Here is a 17,963-nt window from a genome sequence, read left to right as displayed (position 1 = left end):
GCCGCGTGGGCGCGACCAGCCCCCACGCGCCCGCACCCGAAACTCAGACGAGGTAGCCCCGGACCTCTTCGGCGGCCTCGTCCCCGTACGCCTTCGTGAACCGCTCCATGAAGTGCCCCCGACGCAGCTGGTACTCCTGCGTACCCACCGTCTCGATGACGAGGGTCGCCAGCATGCAGCCCACCTGGGCCGCCCGCTCCAGCGAGACCCCCCACGCGAGCCCGGACAGGAACCCGGCGCGGAACGCGTCACCGACGCCCGTCGGGTCGGCCTTGCGCTCCTCGTCGGGGCAGCCGACCTCGATGGCCTCCTCGCCGACCCGCTCGATCCGCACACCGCGCGCGCCGAGCGTGGTGACCCGGTGGCCGACCTTCGCGAGGATCTCCTCGTCGGTCCAGCCGGTCTTGGTCTCGATCAGGCCCTTCTCGTACTCGTTGGAGAAGAGGTACGTCGCGCCCTCCAGCAGTATCCGGATCTCGTCGCCGTTCATCCGGGCGATCTGCTGGGAGAAGTCGGCGGCGAAGGGGATGGACCGGGTCCGGCACTCCTCCGTGTGGCGGAGCATGCCCTCCGGGTCGTCCGCGCCGATCAGGACCAGGTCGAGTCCGCCGACCCGGTCGGCCACCGTCTTGAGCTCGATCAGCCGGGCCTCGCTCATCGCGCCCGTGTAGAAGGAGCCGATCTGGTTGTGGTCGGCGTCGGTGGTGCACACGAAGCGCGCGGTGTGCAGGGTCTCCGAGATGCGGACGGAGTCCGTGTCGACGCCGTGCCGGTCGAGCCAGGCCCGGTAGTCGTCGAAGTCGAAGCCCGCCGCGCCGACCAGGATCGGCCGGGTGCCGAGCTGTCCCATACCGAACGCGATGTTCGCGCCGACGCCGCCCCGGCGTACGTCCAGATTGTCGACCAGGAAGGACAGCGAGACCGTGTGCAACTGGTCCGCGACGAACTGGTCGGCGAAGCGGCCGGGGAAGGTCATGAGGTGATCGGTGGCAATGGAGCCGGTGACTGCGATGCGCACGGCTGGGACTCTCCTGAGGGGAGGCGTAATTGACAGTTAACGCTACCGGGTCGGCGTGGGCACCCTGAAGGTGCCAAAACTACCCGATAGTAGATCTTTCTTCGCGACCCCTGACGTGCTTACGGTTCCATCATGACGAACCTCAAGGCCCACGCGTCCGCTCCGGCCGACCTCGACGGCGATCTGGCGTCGCTGCGCGGTGACTGCGCGCGGATGGCCCCGCACTGGGCGGTTCCCGATCACAGCGATGCCCGTCCGGTGCCGCCGTCACTCATCCACGGGGTGACCGTGCCGAAGAAGTCCGCCAGACTGCTGGACGCGATGTCCGACTACGGCGACTGAGTTCCGCCCGGCGCGTTTCCAGGGAACCGCGCGCTCCCCTCCCGCGTCCCATGGCCGTCCCCCGTGAAGGGGAGGCGGGATACGACGCTGGCAAGGAGCGATGCGGTGAAGAGCGAGCGACCCGAGAACGACGACGCGTCCGCGGGCACCGCCGGGGAGCCCCCCGAGGCCCAGGAGAGCACGGAGACTGCCGGACCCGGCACCCGGGCCGACGCGGAGTCCACCGAGGACGCCGTGAACGAGGCCGCCCCGGAGCCGAAGGCCACCGCGCCGAAGAAGCCCTCCGAGCCGGAGAAGACCACCGAGCCGTCGCGAGCCCGCGAGCCGGAAGCGTCCCCGGAGCCGGTGAAGGACGCTGCGGCGGAGGAGACCCCCGCGCCGGAGAAGGCGCCCGCCGCGGAGGCGCCCCCGGAGCCGACAGCGGCTCCCGCCGCAGAAGCCGCCCCCGCATCCGCACCGGCCCCCGAGCCGGAAAAGACCCCCACTGCAGAGGGGTCCCCCAAGCCGCTGAAGACCCTCGCCGCGGAGGAGCCTCCGGCCGCAGCCTCCACCTCCGGGCCGGCAGCAGCCCCCGCACCGGAGAAGGCCCCCGGCTCGGATGCGGCCCCCGAGCGGGAGGAAGCCGTCGGCGCGCAAGCCGGTGCCGAGTCGGTGGGAGCCGTTGCACCGGAAGCTGCCCAGGAGCAGCCGGCCGCAGTCGCCGCCGTGGAGTCGGTCGATGAGCTCGGCGCGGAAGCCGTTCCCCCGGCCTCGGCGGTGGCCGAGCCGGAAGTCCTCGCCTCTGCGGCCGGTGGGCCCGAGACCGAGCCCGTCGGCCATCCCGTCCGCCGCCGCTCCTCCGGCCTTGTCATCGCCTCGGTGGCCGCCGCCGTACTCCTGGTCGGCGGTGGCGGCGCCCTCCTGGCCGGGCGTGACGGTTCCGTTGGCGGTACGGGGGCCGGGGCGTCCGGCGGGTCCACTCCCCCGCCGCTCGCCCTGGACGGGTACTCCTCCGGAACCGGCAACAGCAGCGGCGGCAATGGCATCGCTCCCGGCGAGCCCAACCCCTACGGCGTGACCTACAAGGCGAGCGGGACGCTGCCCGACGGGCCCGGTTCGGCCGCGGTGTACCAGCCGTCCGGCGCGGTTTCCGAGGACCGGGTGGCCGAGCTGGCGAAGGCGCTCGGCATCGAGGGGACACCGGTCGCCGAGGGCCAGGTCTGGAAGGTCGGCACCGACAACGACGGCTCCGGCGGGAGCCTCCAGGTGAACAGGACCGGGACGGGCATCTGGACGTACAGCCGCTACGCGCCCGGCACCGACAACTGCAAGAGCGGGCTGGTGTGCGCGCAGGACCCGATCGCACCGGCGGGTGACCCGGTGAGTGTCTCCGCGGCGGAGAAGGCCGCGGCGCCGGTCCTGAAGGCGCTCGGCCAGGACGACGCGAAGCTCGACACGAGCCAGGTGATGGGCGCGCAGCGGGTGGTGAACGCCGCTCCGGTGGTCGGCGGGCTGCCGACGTACGGCTGGTCGACCGGGCTGACCGTGAACAAGCAGGGCGAGGTGGTCGGCGGCAACGGAATGCTCGCGGCGCCGGCGAAGGGCGACACGTATCCGGTGCTGAGCGCCGCGAAGACGCTGGCCCTGCTGAACGCGGCGCCCGGCATCGGCCACCGGATGGGCATCGGCGGCTGTGCGAGTTCCGTACCGCTGAAGGACCGGCTGGAGCAGCCGTGCGCCGCGTCGACACCGTCCGCGTCCTCGGCCGTGATCGAGAAGGCCGTGTTCGGGCTGGCCGCGCAGTCGGTCGCCGGCCGGCAGGCGCTCGTGCCGTCCTGGCTGTTCCAGGTGCGCGGCGCGGCAAACGCGTACACCGTCACCTATCCGGCCGTGGACCCGAAGTACCTGGCCTCCGCCTCCTCGTCGACGCCGTCGGCGAGCGCCAGTGCCGCTCCGAAGGACGTGAAGGTGGACGGCTACACGGTCGACGGCCGTGATCTGACCGTCGCCTTCACGGGCGGGGTGTGCGCCGACTACAAGGTCACGGCCGACGAGAGCTCCGAGCAGGTGGTGGTCAAGGTGACCGCGACGCCCTGGCCGGACAAGATCTGCGTCATGATCGCCAAGCAGTACCACCAGACGATCCACCTGGACGCGCCGCTGGACGGCCGGAAGGTGGTCGGCACGGACGGCAAGGCGGTCCCGAAGGAGAAGGCGACGACCCTCGACCCGCAGGCGAAGGTGGGCTGAACACACGCGAACACGAAGGCGGCGGCCCCCGTGAGGGGACCGCCGCCTTCGTGTTCTACCGGCCGCTCGGCTCAGCTGAAGGAGTCGCCGCAGGCGCAGGAGCCGGTCGCGTTCGGGTTGTCGATCGTGAAGCCCTGCTTCTCGATGGTGTCCACGAAGTCGATCGACGCGCCGCCCAGGTACGGGGCGCTCATACGGTCGGTGACGACCTTGACACCGCCGAAGTCCTTGACGACGTCACCGTCGAGGGAACGCTCGTCGAAGAAGAGCTGGTAACGCAGGCCGGAGCAGCCACCGGGCTGGACGGCGACACGCAGGGCGAGGTCGTCACGGCCTTCCTGGTCGAGCAGGGCCTTGACCTTGGCCGCGGCGGCGTCACTCAGGATGATGCCGTCGGTGGCGGTGCTGGTCTCGTCCGATACGGACATCTACATCTCTCCCGGGTTGTACGGAGACTGCTTGCCGACGAGTGCAACCGGCGGGTCCGCTGTTTCATTCCGGGCCGGCATTCGCTTTCTCGCGTTTTCTCTACGTCTTCATGCTCGCACACGCCCGAAGTCACGCCCAGCGGCTGTGGATGTCCCCACAGTGGCCCCGCGGCGGCCATCTCCCGGTAACCCTCCTGTGCGGCACCGGGATTGATGTCACATCGACGCTATGGCCATCGTCAAAGTGACGTGAAGCAGTTATGATAGATAACGTCAGAACGACGAAAAGTAGAAAGGGTGCGTGTCGTGACCACCGCCCAGACCCCGGAGCTCGACGTACAGCCGACTCCGCTCGCCCTGCTGCTGCTCGGCCGTGAAGCCGACCCGAGGAGTGAGCGGGGCGTCGAGTGTCCCGGCGACCTGCCCTCGCCGTCCGACCCGGACCTGGTCGCCCGCGCCCGCGCGGCCAAGGAGAAGCTCGGCGACAAGGTGTTCGTGCTCGGCCACCACTACCAGCGCGACGAGGTCATCCAGTTCGCCGACGTCACGGGCGACTCCTTCAAGCTGGCCCGGGACGCGGCCGCGCGCCCGGAGGCGGAGTACATCGTGTTCTGCGGTGTGCACTTCATGGCCGAGTCGGCCGACATCCTGACCTCGGACGACCAGAAGGTGGTCCTTCCGGACCTGGCCGCGGGCTGCTCGATGGCGGACATGGCCACCGCCGAGCAGGTCGCCGAGTGCTGGGACGTGCTGACCGAGGCCGGCATAGCCGAGCAGGTCGTGCCGGTGTCGTACATGAACTCGTCCGCGGACATCAAGGCGTTCACGGGCAAGCACGGCGGCACGATCTGCACCTCGTCGAACGCGCAGCGGGCCCTGGAGTGGGCCTTCGAGCAGGGTGAGAAGGTGCTCTTCCTGCCGGACCAGCACCTGGGCCGCAACACCGCCGTCCGCGACATGGGCATGTCCCTGGAGGACTGCGTCCTCTACAACCCGCACAAGCCGAACGGCGGGCTGACCGCCGACGAGCTGCGGGCCGCGAAGATGATCCTGTGGCGCGGCCACTGCTCGGTGCACGGCCGTTTCTCGCTGGACTCGGTCAACGACGTGCGCGAGCGCATCCCGGGTGTCAACGTCCTCGTCCACCCCGAGTGCAAGCACGAGGTCGTGGCCGCGGCCGACCACGTCGGCTCGACGGAGTACATCATCAAGGCCCTGGAGGCCGCGCCCGCCGGCTCCAAGTGGGCGATCGGCACCGAGCTGAACCTGGTCCGCCGCCTCGCGAACCGTTTCGCCCCCGAGGGCAAGGAGATCGTCTTCCTCGACAAGACGGTCTGCTTCTGCTCGACCATGAACCGCATCGACCTCCCCCACCTGGTCTGGACCCTGGAGTCGCTGGCCGAGGGCAACCTGGTCAACCGGATCGAGGTCGACAAGGAGACGGAGGCGTTCGCCAAGCTGGCGCTGGAGCGGATGCTCGCGCTGCCGTAAAGGCCGCAGGGGCCGAGCTCCTTGAAGGCGTGACAGACGACGGCCGGGTCCACGGGACCCGGCCGTCGTCTTGTGCCACGATCGAGGGAACTGCTCCCCATCTCGTGAACAGGTGATCTTCCGATGGCCCAGTCTGGCGAGCGACCGAAGGAGGGGCGTGACATGACTGCCTTGGCCCATGAGCCGCTCACGCAGGAAGAGGTCCTGCTGGAGGGCTTTCTCGCCCTGGACACCCCGGAGGGATTCCGGGCCGAGCTGATCGAGGGGGAGATCGTTGTGACGCCGCCGCCGGACGGGGACCACGAAGATTACATCGGGCTGATCGTGAACCAGGTGATCAGGCGGTCCCGGACCGAAATGCAGTTCTCCGGGAACAAGGGACTGACGTTGCAGAGCGGGGGTGGCTGCCCGAAGGACCGCGTTATCCCGGACGGCACATTCGCTCCCATGAAACTGCGGCTCTACCGAGGCGCCGAATCCTGGATGCCCTGCGAGGGTGTCGCCATGGTCCTGGAGGTGACCTCCACCAGGCCCAAGGCCGACCGCGAGGCCAAGCGCCGCTGCTACGCCCGCGCGGCCGTCCCGCTGTATCTGCTCGTCGACCGCGACGCCTCCTCGATCACGCTGTTCAGCGACCCGGAGAAGGACGACTACCGGGAGCAGTGCACCCGCCCGCTCGGCAAGCCGCTCGCCCTCCCTGAACCGTTCGGCTTCGAGCTGGACACCGCGGACTTCCTCTGACCCGGGCCGACCCGGACCCGCACCGCACTCACCCCGACGCCTTGGTCCGGTTCGGGTGGGCGGGGTCGATGCTGAAGAGGGTGCCGTCGGGGGTCATGACGATCAGCGCGCCTGAGTAGAGAAGTGCCTTGGGGTCGGCCGCGTTGCCCGTCGAGGCGCCTTGGACCCGGGGGTCGGTCTCCCAGAGCAGCGCGCCCTTGCGGGTGTCCACGGCCGCCGCGCGGCCGCTGGGACTGGCCAGGTAGAGGGTGTGGGTGCGGGCGTCGTACGTCGGGGAGCCGGAGTTCTCCACGCTGGTACGGGTGTGCCAGAGCTCCTTGCCGGTCAGCGGGGACACCGCCGTCACCTGGCCGTTCGAGCCCGTGATCCACAGGGTGCCGGAGGCCAGTGTCACCGAGCCCTCGTACGTCTTCGCCAGCTTCGTCGTGCTCTGGCCCCCGGTCGTCGGGTCGGTCAGCAGGATCTTGCTGAACGTGGAGTCCTCCAGGGACACCGAGCCGCCGCTGGAGGTGTCGGCGAGGACCATGGCCGGGTGGCCGTCCACGACGCCGAGGAAGCCGCTCTCGAAGGGGATCTGCCGGTTCGCGACGACCGATCCGTCGGCGCGGTTCACCTCCAGGAGCGAGGAGTACTTGGCGTCCTGCTTCGTGGGGAAGCACTGGGCGTACAGGTCCGCGCCGGACGGCAGGAACGTGCAGTAGGTGGTGGCGGGCAGTTGCAGCGCCCAGCGGGCCTCGCCCGTGCGCGGGGAGCGGGCCACCACCGTGCGGCCGGCGGTGTCCGTGGTCAGGACGACGTCGCCGGCCATGATCAGGTCGGCGTTGGCGTCGTTGATCCTGCGGGTCCACAGTTCGTTGCCGCTCTGTGCGTCGAGGGCGACGATGTAGGCGGGGTTGTTCGCGGCGCCTTCCTTGGTGATGGTCTCGTGTACGACGACCGTGCCGTCGTAGACGCCGAGGACCGTCGAGTTGTACTGGGTGGGGTCGTCGCCGGGCCCCCCGAGGGAGGCGCGCCAGAGCGTCTTTCCGGTCCGGGCGTCCAGCCGCACCGGCAGGACGCCGTCGCCGCCGCAGTAGGCGCCGTCGCCCTGGGTCAGGCAGCCGGACTGGGTGCCCGTCGGCGGGCCCTTGGTCGCGCCCAGCGCGTTGACCTCGCCCCGTTCCGCCGGCTCGTACACCGTCGTCTTCCAGGGGCGCCAGCCGGTGGGCACCGCGGTCCAGCGCGAGGTCGCCTCCGGACTCGGCGTGCTGTGCCGGCTCTGCGGGAAGCCGGGGCCGTACGTGAGGTAGGCCAGCAGGCCGAGGCCCAGCGCCCCGGCCGTGCCGGCCGCCACCCAGAGAGGGCGGCGACGGCGGCCGGAGCGCCGGCCGGTCACCGGGCCGGTCGCCGCGTCGGCCGGCCCGGCCTCCCCGCGCAGGCCCAGGGTGACCTGGTCGCCGCCGGCCGGGTGGTCCGGCGCGGCGGCCTCGTCGTCCGTCGGCTCGGGCAGGACGGCCGCCAACTCCCCCGCGAGCTCGTCCAGTCCTGGCCGCCGGGCGGCCTCCTTGTTCAGGCAGCGCTCCAGGACCGTGCGCAGCGGCTCGCCCACGCCGTCGAGCACGGGCTCGTGGTGGACGACCCGGTAGGCGGTCAGATAGGGGCTGTCGGCGTCGAAGGGGCCGCGCCCGGTGACGCAGTACACCAGGAGCGCGCCGAGCGAGAAGACGTCCGAGGCGGGGCCGACCGTACGGGCGTCGGTGAACTGCTCCGGGGACATGAAGGGCGGGGTGCCGATCATCTGGCCGGTCTCGGTGAGGGTGTGGTGGTTCTCGGCCGCGCGGGAGATGCCGAAGTCGATGACGCGCGGGCCGTCCTCCGCCAGCAGCACGTTGGCCGGCTTGAGGTCGCGGTGCACCACCCCGGCCCGGTGGATGTCCCGCAGCGCCTCCACCAACCCGAGGGCCAGCCGCCGCAGTTCGGCGCCGCGCAGGGAGCCGCGGTCGCGCAGCCGGTCGGCGAGCGAGCGGCCGGCCACGTACTGGGTCGCCATCCAGGGCCGGGCGGCCTCCGGGTCGGCGTCCACGACCGGTGCGGTGAAGGCGCCGCTCACCCGGCGGGCGGCCTCGACCTCCTGCCGGAAGCGGGAGCGGAAGACGGGGTCCCCGGCGTACTGGGCGTGCACCACCTTGACGGCGACCTCACGCCCGGAGCGCGCCCGGCCCCGGTAGACGGCCCCCATGCCGCCGGCCCCGAGCCGGTCGATCAGCTTGTAGCCGCCGACGGACCTCGGGTCCTCCTTGCGCAGCGGCACGCTGTAACTCCTCTTCGCCGCATGGCTGTTCGATGCGTCAGCATACGGAACGGGAAACGCGCCGACGGCCGGTTCCCGGTGGGTTTCCGGGAACCGGCCGTCGCTCACAGGTGCGTCACACGGACGCGGGTTCCGGCTCCTCGGACACCGGGGCGGACTCCACGGCCGTCCGGCCCTGCTTCGCGGCCCGCTTCCCGGCCCGGCGCTCCTTGCGGAGTTCGAGCATCGCGTACAGCGTCGGGACGAGCAGGAGGGTCAGCAGGGTCGAGGTGATCAGACCGCCGATCACCACCACCGCCAGCGGCTGGGCGATGAAGCCGCCCTCGCCGGTGACGCCGAGCGCCATCGGGAGCAGGGCGAAGATGGTCGCCAGGGCCGTCATGAGGATGGGCCGGAGACGGTGCCGGCCGCCCTCGATCACGGCCTCGACGACACCGTGACCCTGGCTCCGGTACTGGTTGATGAGGTCGATCAGCACGATCGCGTTGGTCACCACGATGCCGATCAGCATCAGCATGCCGATCATCGCGGGGACGCCCATCGGGGTGCCGGTGACGACCAGCAGACCGAGCGCGCCGGTGGCCGCGAACGGGATGGAGACCAGCAGGATCAGCGGCTGGACGAGGGAGCGGAAGGTCGCGACCAGCAGCATGAAGACGATCGCGATCGCCGCGAGCATCGCCAGGCCCAGGTTCTTGAACGCGCTGTTCTGGTCCGAGGTGACCCCGCCGATCGAGGCCGTCGCGCCCGCCGGGAGCTTCAACGCCTTGATCTTGGACTGGAGTTGGGTGCTGACCGCGCCGGTGTTGTCACCGGTGGGCTTCGCCGTGATGGTCGCGGCGCGCTGGCCGTCGATCCGGGTCAGCGACACCGGCCCGGCCACCACCTTCACCGTGGCGATGTCGCCCAGCTTCACCCCGCCGATGCGCAGGGCGCGCAGCTGGGCCAGGGTCTCGGCGGGCTTGGCCGACTTGACGACGACGTCCCGCTCGGTGTCGTCGAGGGTGGCCTTCGCGGCCGTGGTGCCCTTCACCGCCTGGGTGACGGCGGCACCCAGCGTCTGGTCGTCGAAACCGGCCGCCGCGGCCTTGGAGTTGGCCTTCACGGAGATGCGCGGCACGCTCGTCGCCAGGTTGCTGGTGACGTCGGTGACGTCGTCGAGCTTGGCGACCGTGGCCCGGACCTGCTCGGACGCCCTGCGCAGCACAGCACCGTCGGACGCCTTCACGACGACGCTCAGGTCCTGGCTGCCGAAGCCGTCACCGGCCGACACCGTGGTCGTCCCGATGCCGGACAGCTTGTGCAGGCCGTCCTCGATGGCGTTCTGCACCTTGTCGTACGACTTCGCGTCGTCCAGCATCACCGAGTACGACGCCTGGTTGGTGTCGGTGCCGCCGCCGAAGGCCGCCATGAAGCCGGAGGAGCCGACGGTGACCTGGTAGTCCTTGACGCCGTCGATGGAGGCGAGGAGCTTCTCGACCTTCTTCGCCTGGGCGTCGGTCGCGGCCAGGCTGGTGCCGGGCTTCAGCTCCTGCTTGACGGTCAGGACCTCCTGGTCGCCCTGGTCGAAGAAGTTGGTCTTCAGCAGCCCGGACATGCCGAACGTGACGACCAGGACGACGATCGCGATCAGCACGCTGGTGAGGCGGCGCCGGGTCGCGAAACGCAGGACGGGCACATAGGCGCGCTGCAGGCGGCTGTTGGCCTCCTTCTCCTCGGCCTTGCGGCGGGCCTCGGCGGTGTCCTCGGAGGTGCCCTTGGGGGCCCGCAGGAACCAGTACGCCAGGACCGGTACGACCGTCAGCGAGACCAGCAGGGAGGCCAGCAGGGCCGCGGTGACGGTGAGGCTGAAGGGGCCGAACAGCTGGCCCACCATGCCGCCGACCAGGCCGATCGGCAGGAAGACGGCGACCGTGGTGAGAGTGGAGGAGGTGACCGCGCCGGCCACTTCACGGACCGCCGTGAGGATGGCGGACTGGCGCTCCTCGCCGTAGCCGAGGTGGCGCTTGATGTTCTCCAGGACCACGATCGAGTCGTCGACGACCCGGCCGATGGCGATGGTGAGCGCGCCGAGGGTGAGCATGTTGAGGGACAGGCCCCGGGTCCACAGCACGATCAGCGCGAGGACGACGGACAGCGGGATGGACACCGCCGTCACCAGGGTCGAGCGGACCGAGGCCAGGAAGACCAGGATGACCAGGACCGCGAAGACCAGGCCGAGGGCGCCCTCGGTGGTCAGGCCCTTGATGGACTTGGAGACCGCCGGGCCCTGGTCGCTGACGACCGTGAGGGTGGCGCCGGAGCCGAGGTCCTGGCGCAGCTTGGGCAGCTTGTCCTTGACCGCGTTCGAGATGGAGACCGCGCTGCCGTCGTGGTCCATGGTGACGTTCACGGCGAGGCTGGGGCGGCCGTCGGTACGGGTGATGGAGTCGGCCGGGGCCGCCTGCTCCTCGACCGCGGCCACGTCACCGAGGCGCACGGGCTTCTTCACGCCCTGCCCGGTGACCATCAGGTCCTCGATCTGCTGCAGCGAGGTGAGTCCGCCGCCGACCTGGACGGTGCGGCCCGCGCCGTCCTCGTCGAAGGAGCCCGCCGGGACGGTCGCGCCGGCCGCCTGGAGCGACTGGGCGAGCGCGGCGGAGGTCAGACCGGCCTTCGCCAGCTTCGCGTCGTCCGGGGTGACGGTGACCTGGAGGTCCCGGACACCGGTGACCTGGACGCGGCCGACGCCGTCGATGTTCTTGAGGTCCGGGACGACCGTTCTGTCCAGCTGGTCGGCGAGGGCCTGCTGGTCCTTGCCGGAGCTGACGGCGAGGACCACGGTCGGCATGTCGTCCGTGGAGCCGGAGATGACCTGCGGGTCGACGGAGTCCGGGAGCTGGGCGCGGTTGACGGCCAGCTGGACGTCGGCCACCAGCTGCTTGGTGTCGTTGCCGTAGTCGAAGGACGCCATGATCACGGCGTTGCCCTCGCTCGCGGTGGAGGTGACGCCGGTGATGCCGTCGACGCCTTCGAGGTTGTTCTCGATGGGCTCGACGATCTGCTTCTCGACGACGTCCGGCGAGGCGCCCTGGTAGGGGGCGAGGACGGAGACGACCGGGAGTTCGATGGTGGGCAGCAGCTGCTGCTTGATCTGGGGGATGGCGATCGCCCCGAAGACGAGCGCGATCAGTGACATGAGGCCTATCAGGGCCCGCTGCGCGAGGCTGAATCTGGACAGCCAGGACATGGGTCAGGGTCTCTTTTCGGTGAGCTGCCGTGAACTGCTGCGAACTGCTGTGAGAAGCAGATGGGGCACCTGTGGGCGCCCACCCCACCACCCTCGCCCATCGAAAGCCCTGCTCACGTAGGCCCTGGGTCCCGTTCCCTTATCCGGCTCCTACTCCCACCGCAGTACGCCCGGGTGGAGATCAGTCCATCCTCGGGCGGACCAGCCCGGACTCGTACGCGATCACCACGAGCTGGGCCCGGTCCCGGGCGCCCAGCTTGGCCATGGCCCGGTTGACATGCGTCTTCACGGTCAGCGGGCTGACCTCCAGGCGCTCGGCGATCTCGTCGTTGGAGTGCCCGCCGGCGACCTGGACCAGGACCTCGCGCTCCCGTCCGGTGAGCGCGTCGAGCCGCTCGGCGCGGAGCGGGTCGCGGCCGTCGTCGCCGTCGCCCTGGGCGAGGAAACGGGCGATCAGGCCCTTGGTGGCGGTCGGGGAGAGCAGCGCCTCGCCGCCCGCGGCGACCCGGATGGCGTTGAGGAGCTCCTCGGGCTCGCTGCCCTTGCCGAGGAACCCGGAGGCGCCGGCGCGCAGCGCCTGCACGACGTAGTCGTCGACCTCGAACGTCGTCAGGATCACCACCCGGACCTGGTCGAGGGCCGGGTCGGCGCTGATGAGCCGGGTGGCGGCGAGACCGTCCGTGCCCGGCATCCGGATGTCCATCAGGACGACGTCGGCCGCGCACTCCTTGGTCAGCTGCACCGCCTCGGCGCCGTCGGAGGCCTCGCCGACCACCTCCATGTCGGGCTCGGAGTCGACGAGCACGCGGAACGCGCTGCGCAGCAGTGCCTGGTCGTCGGCGAGCAGGACACGGATCGTCATACGGAGTCCCCCAGGGCGGCCGTACGGCGGTCCGTACGGCCGGTCGTGTCGGTCGTGGCGGCCTTGACCGGCAGGATCGCATGGACGCGGAAGCCGCCGCCGTAGCGGGGACCGGTGGTGAGGGTGCCGCGCAGGGCGGCGACGCGCTCGCGCATGCCGAGCAGACCGTGGCCGCCGCCGGCCTCGGGGGCGGTGTCCTCGCCGGAACCGTTGTCGAGGACGGTGACCTCTACGTTCGGTCCGACGCGTACGACGCTGACCTCGGCCTTGGCGTCGGGTCCTGCGTGCCTCTGCACGTTGGTGAGGGCCTCCTGGACGATCCGGTAGGCGGCCAGGTCGACGGCGGCGGGCAGGGTGGTGCCCTGGTCGGCGCGGGCGACCTCGACCTGGAGGCCCGCGTTGCGGAACGTGTCGGCGAGCTCTTCGAGGACGTGCAGGCCGGGGGCGGGTTCGGTGGGGGCCTCCGGATCGCCGGACTGGCGGAGCAGGCCGACGGTGGCCCGCAGTTCGTTGAGTGCGGAACGGCTGGCCTCGCGGACGTGGGCGAGGGCCTCCTTGGCCTGGTCGGGCCGCTTGTCCATGACATGCGCGGCGACTCCGGCCTGCACATTGACCAGGGCGATGTGGTGGGCGACGACGTCGTGCAGGTCGCGGGCGATACGCAACCGCTCCTCGGCGACCCGGCGGCGGGCCTCCTCCTCACGGGTCCGCTCGGCGCGCTCGGCACGCTCGCGGATGGCCTGGACGACGGCCCTTCTGCTGCGGACGGCGTCCCCGGCGGTGGCGCCGATACCGGTCCAGGCGAAGATCGCGAGGTTCTCCTGGGCGTACCAGGGCAGTGGGCCGGCGGCCATCGCGGCGGTGGTCAGCACGGTCATGGTGAGCAGGCCGCAGCGCCAGGTGGTACGGCGGTCGGTGGTGGCGGCGACGGTGAAGAGGGCGATCACGGCCGCCATCGCGACGGGGGCGCGGGGGTTGCCGGTGAGGCTCTCCACGACGGAGGCGGCGCCGGTGAAGGCGAGGACCGACCTGGGGGCGTTGCGGCGGAACACCAGGGCCGCGGCGGCGAGCGTCATCAGGACGAGGCTGAGGGGGTCGGGGCTGCGGACACCCCACTTGACGCCGTGCGCTCCGTGAGGGACGACGAAGGAGCCGGCGACCATGCAGAGGAGGACGCCGACGGCGATCGCGGCGTCCAGCGCGAGGGGATGTGCGTCGGCTCTGCAGCGGGCCTTGTCGAAGGTGCTCACGCACTGAACGGTACGGCGGCTTCCCCCCGACCGGAACTACACCCTCGCCCCGCTGCACCCCGCCCGACTCGCCAGGCCGAGAGGCTCGGGGTGGGGCGGGCGTGAGGTGAGCAGAACCAGATCAGCGCGCAACCGGTCCAGGCTGTCGTCAGCCTGGGATCAGGCCGTCGTCCCTCAGGAGGGCGCGGACCTGCTCCAGGGTCGCGTCCGGGGACGGGAGGATCAGGTCCGAGGGTTGCAGGGCGTCGTCCGGCAGGGGCTCGCCGCGTTCTCGGACCTTGTCCAGGAGGGCGGTCAGGGTACGGCGGAAGGCCGGCTCGTCGTCGGTCTCCATCTGTGCCAGGAGCTCGTCGTCCAGCTTGTTGAGTTCGGTGAGGTGGCTGTCGGCCAGCCTCACCTGGCCCTCCCCCATGATCCTCACGACCATGTCGGCCATGTCGCCCTCCAGGCGTCGGCTACTGCTTGTCGAAGCGCGGGGTGTCCTGCGGCTGCTGCGCCTGCTGGCCCTGGCCGGTGCCGCCCTCGATCGCCTGCTGGGGCTGGCCGCCGGCGAGCTCGGCCTTCATGCGCTGCAGTTCCAGCTCCACGTCCGAACCGCCGGAGAGGCGGTCCAGCTCGGCCGCGATGTCGTCCTTGGCCATGCCGGTCGGGTCGTCCAGGGCACCGGAGGCGAGGAGCTCGTCGATGGCGCCGGCGCGGGCCTGGAGCTGCTGCGTCTTGTCCTCGGCACGCTGGATCGCGAGGCCTACGTCGCCCATCTCCTCCGAGATGCCGGAGAACGCCTCGCCGATGCGGGTCTGGGCCTGGGCGGCGGTGTAGGTGGCCTTGATGGTCTCCTTCTTCGTACGGAAGGCGTCGACCTTGGCCTGCAGGCGCTGCGCGGCGAGGGTGAGCTTCTCCTCCTCGCCCTGGAGGGTGGCGTGCTGGGTCTCCAGGTCGGTCACCTGCTGCTGGAGCGCGGCGCGGCGGGACAGTGCCTCACGGGCGAGGTCCTCACGGCCGAGCGCGAGCGCCTTGCGGCCCTGGTCCTCCAGCTTGCCGGACTGCTGCTGGAGCTGGTTCAGCTGGAGTTCGAGCCGCTTGCGGCTGGTCGCCACGTCGGCGACGCCGCGGCGGACCTTCTGCAGCAGTTCGAGCTGTTTCTGATACGAGTAGTCGAGGGTCTCGCGCGGGTCCTCGGCCCTGTCCAGGGCCTTGTTCGCCTTCGCGCGGAAGATCATCCCCATACGCTTCATGACACCGCTCATGGGCTTCGCGCGCCCCCTTCTGACGGACTCCAGCTCACAGATCCTGCGACAGAACCCACAGTACGGGCCCTGCCTCCATTACCGCACTGTTCGGGGACCGATGCGCTCATCCCCAAGGACGACTGCGGACAACCACGCTCCGGCACAGGTAGTAGGTGGCCCCCCAGGGTTCCCCGAACCGCCTGCAACGTCCCCTCTGTCCCCAATGGAGACGACTGGCGTTGCGGGATCGTTCCCCGCCGGACTAGGGCCCACACCCCACCACCCCGTACCCTTGGGTTTTGTGTTCCGTAGCCGTGCCAAGGATGAGAAGGCCCCCGCCGACAAGGCGGCGATGACCGACTCCAAGCAGACCCGTGACCCGCAGGCCCCGAAGGGCAGGCCCACGCCCAAGCGCAGTGAGGCCCAGTCCCAGCGCCGCAGCGTGGCCAGTACGCCGACGACGCGCAAGGACGCCGCCAAGCGTCAGCGCGACGACCGGCGCGCCGCCATGGAGCGGCAGCGCCAGGCGCTGGCCACCGGCGACGAGCGGTACCTGCCGGCCCGTGACAAGGGCCCGGTCCGCAAGTTCGCCCGCGACTGGGTCGACTCGCGCTTCAACGTGGCGGAGTTCTTCCTGCCGCTGGCCGTGGTCATCCTGGTCATGAGTGTGGTCAACAACACGGCGATCAAGAACATCGCGCTGCTGCTGTGGCTGGTCGTGATCGTGCTGATCGTGCTCGACGCGGCCGTCAGCGGCTTCCGGCTGCGGGGGCGTCTCGCCGAGCGCTTCCCGGACCAGAACAAGAAGGGCGCCGTCGCCTACGGTCTGATGCGCTCGCTGCAGATGCGCCGTCTCCGGCTGCCGAAGCCGCAGGTCAAGCGCGGAGAGCGGCCCTGAGCACAGAGCCTTTCACCGGGGATGCGTCCGAGGCCTGGCTGACCAAGCTGGGCGGGCTGCGGAACGTCGTGAGGCAGGAGCTGGTGGCCCGGCAGCTCGAGGAGCAGATAGCCGGGCGGTTCGCGGTCGGGCGGCGGCTGCGGGTGCTCGACGTGGGGATGGGCCAGGGCACGCAGGCGCTGCGGCTGGCCCGGGCCGGGCACCAGGTGACCGGTGTCGAGCAGGATCCGACGATGATCGCGGCCGCGCGGGAGAACCTGGCCGGTGAGCCGGAGGGGATCCGCGAGCGGGTGCGGATCGTCCAGGGGGACGGACGGGACACCGGTGTCCACTTCCTGCCGGGCAGCTTCGACGTGGTGCTGTGCCACGGTGTGCTGATGTACGTCGAGGAGCCCGACGCGCTGCTGGCCGGGGTGGCCCGGATGCTGGCCCCGGGCGGACTGCTGTCGCTGCTGGTGCGCAACGCCGAGGCACTGGCCATGCGGCCGGGGCTCGCCGGGGACTGGGCGGGGGCGCTGGACGCGTTCGACACCGTCTCCTACCGCAACCGGCTCGGCCTGGACGTACGGGCGGACCGGCTGGGCACGCTGACGGCCACCCTCGCCGGTATCGGTGCGCCGCTGCACTCCTGGTACGGGGTGCGGGTGTTCACGGACACGGCGGCGGACGACGCCGAGGTGCCCTCCGACGTGGAGGCGCTGCTGGCGGCGGAGGACCGGGCCGGGCGGACGGATCCGTACCGGTCGGTCGCGGCGCTGCTGCACCTGTGCGGGGTCCGCGGCTGACCTCGCCGCGGCCTGCCCGTTCGGGTCAGCAGTACGAGCCGGACCGGCACCCCGCGGCGAGACTCGGGGCATGGATGTCTCCCGTACCCGACGGACCCTCCGTACGACCGCCGCGCTCGGCTCCTGCTGCCTCGCCCTCGTCTCCGGCTGCTCCGTCCCGGGCGGCGGTTCGGCCGAGGACGGTTCGACCACCGCCCAGCAGGCGGCCGTCCCGGTGTCGGTGACCGATCTGCAGAACCAGTACCTGAAGGTGATCAAGAACGTGCTGCCGTCGGTCGTGCAGATCGAGGCCAGCAGGGACCTGGGCTCGGGCGTGGTCTACGACGGCAGCGGACGCATCGTCACCAACGCGCATGTCGTCGGGAACGAGAAGACGTTCAGGGTGACGACCGCCAACAGCGAGGAACCGCTCACCGCGTCCCTCGTCTACTCCTACCCCGAGCAGGACCTGGCGGTCATCAGGCTCGACAAGGTCCCGGACGGGCTGAAACCGGCCTCCTTCGGGGACACCCAGAAGGTCCAGGTCGGGCAGATCACGCTCGCCATGGGGTCGCCGCTCGGGCTGTCGTCCAGCGTGACCGAGGGCATCGTCTCGGCGACCGGACGGACCGTCACGGAGAACCCCGAGGGCGGCGGTACGGGCGCCACCATCGCCAACATGGTGCAGACCTCGGCCGCCATCAACCCGGGCAACAGCGGTGGCGCCCTGGTCGACCTGGACGGCCGGGTGATCGGCATCCCGACGCTCGCCGCGAGCGATCCCGACCTGGGCGGCAGCGCGGCGCCCGGGATCGGGTTCGCCATCCCGGCGTCGATGGTGAAGACGATCGCCGACCAGATCGTCAAGCAGGGCAGGGTGACCGACTCGGGGCGGGCCGCGCTCGGCGTCACCGCGCGCACGGTCGTCGACGAGAACTACCAGCCGGCCGGAGTGGCCGTGGTGAGCGTGCAGCCGGGGGGCGCGGCCGACCGGGCGGGCATCCGGACCGGGGACATCATCACCAAAGTGGGTGACGACCACATCACCACCATCACCTCACTGGCCGTGTCGCTCGCCTCGGACCGGCCGGGGCAGCGGACGACGGTGACGTACAGCCGGGAAGGTGTCCGGCGGACGGTGGGGGTGACGCTGGGCGGGCAGTGACGCGGCGACGGCGGGGCGGCCGACTGG

General features: G+C 71.0%; 15 protein-coding genes. 7 read left to right on the top strand and 8 right to left on the bottom strand.

Annotation, left to right across the window (positions count from 1 at the left end; genetic code table 11):
* Positions 1–43: 43 nt before the first annotated feature.
* Positions 44–1,018, bottom strand: coding sequence for a carbohydrate kinase family protein (locus ACIRR9_RS09105; RefSeq protein ID WP_362314009.1), 975 nt, complete (start codon positions 1,016–1,018; stop codon positions 44–46).
* Between the two features lie 132 nt (positions 1,019–1,150).
* On the opposite strand from ACIRR9_RS09105, the gene ACIRR9_RS09100 reads away from it, so the two are divergent.
* Together ACIRR9_RS09100 and ACIRR9_RS09095 are read left to right on the top strand one after the other, a co-directional pair.
* A complete protein-coding gene (locus ACIRR9_RS09100) occupies positions 1,151–1,360 on the top strand; it encodes a hypothetical protein (protein WP_365336071.1) in 210 nt (69 codons plus the stop codon).
* 105 nt (positions 1,361–1,465) lie between these two features.
* Complete coding sequence (locus ACIRR9_RS09095) at positions 1,466–3,589, top strand: hypothetical protein (RefSeq protein ID WP_403749211.1); 2,124 nt, start codon at positions 1,466–1,468, stop codon at positions 3,587–3,589.
* Between the two features lie 71 nt (positions 3,590–3,660).
* Here ACIRR9_RS09095 and ACIRR9_RS09090 read toward each other — a convergent pair whose 3' ends face one another.
* Positions 3,661–4,017 (bottom strand): iron-sulfur cluster assembly accessory protein, encoded by a 357-nt coding sequence (locus ACIRR9_RS09090; RefSeq protein WP_030951236.1) that lies wholly within the window; start codon positions 4,015–4,017, stop codon positions 3,661–3,663.
* Positions 4,018–4,323: 306 nt separating this feature from the next.
* On the opposite strand from ACIRR9_RS09090, the gene nadA reads away from it, so the two are divergent.
* Positions 4,324–5,508, top strand: a complete 1,185-nt coding sequence (gene nadA, locus ACIRR9_RS09085; protein ID WP_403749210.1) for a quinolinate synthase NadA — start codon at positions 4,324–4,326, stop codon at positions 5,506–5,508.
* 162 nt (positions 5,509–5,670) lie between these two features.
* On the top strand, positions 5,671–6,249 hold the full coding sequence (locus tag ACIRR9_RS09080; protein WP_403749208.1) for a Uma2 family endonuclease: 579 nt from the start codon (positions 5,671–5,673) through the stop codon (positions 6,247–6,249).
* 28 nt (positions 6,250–6,277) lie between these two features.
* Here ACIRR9_RS09080 and ACIRR9_RS09075 read toward each other — a convergent pair whose 3' ends face one another.
* From ACIRR9_RS09075 to ACIRR9_RS09050, 6 genes are all read right to left on the bottom strand, one after another.
* Positions 6,278–8,539, bottom strand: coding sequence for a PQQ-binding-like beta-propeller repeat protein (locus tag ACIRR9_RS09075; protein WP_403749206.1), 2,262 nt, complete (start codon positions 8,537–8,539; stop codon positions 6,278–6,280).
* A gap of 115 nt (positions 8,540–8,654) precedes the next feature.
* Positions 8,655–11,768, bottom strand: coding sequence for an efflux RND transporter permease subunit (locus ACIRR9_RS09070; protein ID WP_403749204.1), 3,114 nt, complete (start codon positions 11,766–11,768; stop codon positions 8,655–8,657).
* A 181-nt stretch (positions 11,769–11,949) separates the two neighbouring features.
* Positions 11,950–12,630: a response regulator gene (locus tag ACIRR9_RS09065; protein ID WP_403749202.1), complete on the bottom strand. Its 681-nt coding sequence runs from the start codon at positions 12,628–12,630 to the stop codon at positions 11,950–11,952.
* Entirely contained in the window at positions 12,627–13,880 is a 1,254-nt protein-coding gene (locus ACIRR9_RS09060; RefSeq protein ID WP_403749200.1) for a sensor histidine kinase, read from the bottom strand. Before ACIRR9_RS09060 ends, ACIRR9_RS09065 begins: the two co-directional genes overlap by 4 nt.
* 148 nt (positions 13,881–14,028) lie before the next feature.
* On the bottom strand, positions 14,029–14,307 hold the full coding sequence (locus tag ACIRR9_RS09055) for a hypothetical protein (RefSeq protein WP_365336117.1): 279 nt from the start codon (positions 14,305–14,307) through the stop codon (positions 14,029–14,031).
* Positions 14,308–14,335: 28 nt separating this feature from the next.
* Positions 14,336–15,127, bottom strand: a complete 792-nt coding sequence (locus ACIRR9_RS09050) for a PspA/IM30 family protein (RefSeq protein ID WP_403749198.1) — start codon at positions 15,125–15,127, stop codon at positions 14,336–14,338.
* Between the two features lie 205 nt (positions 15,128–15,332).
* Here ACIRR9_RS09050 and ACIRR9_RS09045 point away from each other — a divergent pair, with 205 nt between their 5' ends.
* The 3 genes from ACIRR9_RS09045 to ACIRR9_RS09035 all read left to right on the top strand — a co-directional run bounded on the left by ACIRR9_RS09045 (position 15,333) and on the right by ACIRR9_RS09035 (position 17,936).
* Positions 15,333–16,007 carry a DUF3043 domain-containing protein gene (locus ACIRR9_RS09045; protein ID WP_403749196.1) on the top strand — a complete coding sequence of 225 codons (675 nt, stop codon included), beginning with the start codon at positions 15,333–15,335 and terminating at the stop codon, positions 16,005–16,007.
* 83 nt (positions 16,008–16,090) lie between these two features.
* Complete coding sequence (locus ACIRR9_RS09040) at positions 16,091–16,792, top strand: methyltransferase domain-containing protein (RefSeq protein ID WP_365336081.1); 702 nt, start codon at positions 16,091–16,093, stop codon at positions 16,790–16,792.
* A gap of 70 nt (positions 16,793–16,862) precedes the next feature.
* Positions 16,863–17,936 carry a S1C family serine protease gene (locus ACIRR9_RS09035; protein WP_403749194.1) on the top strand — a complete coding sequence of 358 codons (1,074 nt, stop codon included), beginning with the start codon at positions 16,863–16,865 and terminating at the stop codon, positions 17,934–17,936.
* Positions 17,937–17,963: the final 27 nt, after the last annotated feature.

It is taken from the genome of Streptomyces sp. NPDC101234 (genome assembly GCF_044767525.1).
Lineage (GTDB): Bacteria > Actinomycetota > Actinomycetes > Streptomycetales > Streptomycetaceae > Streptomyces > Streptomyces sasae.
Note: the sequence above shows the minus strand (reverse complement) of the source record. Positions and strands in the feature narration are given on the sequence as shown.